Genomic DNA, 1,049 nt, shown 5'->3' with positions numbered 1-1,049 from the left:
GTGGCGGGCACCTGCTCTTCTCACCCCGGGTGCCGCACACAAATACGCCCAGTGTCCAGAACGCCCACCCCTACGACCCCGCCCCCTCCGTCTCGTAGCGCGCCTGATCGCCGGAAGGGGGCGGAAAGCGGTTCGGGGTTGCCGCGAGGTCTCGGGAGGGGGCGCTGACTGGATCTCGTGCGTCACTTCTGCGCCAGGGGTGACGGGGGTCGGCCATTCCTGTGGGAAACCCGTGGAGGTTCTGTACGCGAACGGTGACGCATGGTGTCGTGTACGCGACACCGGAACGGGGTGCAGGGCCGGTGTCGCCGATCCCTCGACGACCCGAAGGGAATCCCCCCATGACGTTACGTGCGATAGCCGTGAGCGGCGTGGCCGCCGCCTCGCTGCTCGGCCCGCAGGGAGCCTGGGAGCCGGGAGGCGCCACCCCGCCTCCGCCGGACCGCATCGTCATCGATGTCGCGACGGTCAACGGCTCGGGCTGTCCGGCCGGCACGGCCGCCGTCGCCGTCTCCCCGGACAACGAGGCCTTCACCGTCACGTACAGCGCCTACATCGCGCAGGTGGGCCTGGGCTCCAAGCCGACGGACTTCCGCAAGAACTGCCAGCTCAATCTGAACGTGCACGTTCCCCAGGGCTTCACCTACGCGATCGCCGCCGCCGACTACCGCGGCTTCGCGCACCTGGAGCGGGGCGCCACCGGCGTGGAGAAGGCCAGTTACTACTTCCAGGGCTCGCGCGAGACGAACGCCATCAGCCACACCTTCCGCGGCGCGCTCGACGACAACTGGCAGGCCACGGACAGCGTCGAGGTCGCCGCCCTGGTCTGGGCGCCCTGCGGTGAACTGCGCAACTTCAACATCAACACCGAGCTGCGGGTCAGCGCCGGCACCTCGGATCCGTCGCGGACCACCAGCTTCATGACCATGGACTCCACGGACGGCAGCATCAAGACCACCTACCACCTCGCGTGGAAGGAGTGCCCCGACACGTAGAGCAGCGGGCGCGGGGGGGGGCGCCCCGGAGGCGGCCGCCCCCGCCGGGGGGGC

The 1,049-nt window shown here is 70.2% G+C and carries 1 protein-coding gene; it reads left to right on the top strand.

Features of this window, described 5'->3' with window-relative positions:
• Positions 1 to 341: 341 nt before the first annotated feature.
• Positions 342 to 995: a DUF4360 domain-containing protein gene (locus AB0F62_RS41255; protein WP_361811557.1), complete on the top strand. Its 654-nt coding sequence runs from the start codon at positions 342 to 344 to the stop codon at positions 993 to 995.
• The last annotated feature ends 54 nt before the right edge of the window (positions 996 to 1,049 follow it).

This window comes from Streptomyces sp. NPDC026673, assembly GCF_040638135.1.
Classification (GTDB): domain Bacteria; phylum Actinomycetota; class Actinomycetes; order Streptomycetales; family Streptomycetaceae; genus Actinacidiphila.
Note: the sequence above shows the minus strand (reverse complement) of the source record. Positions and strands in the feature narration are given on the sequence as shown.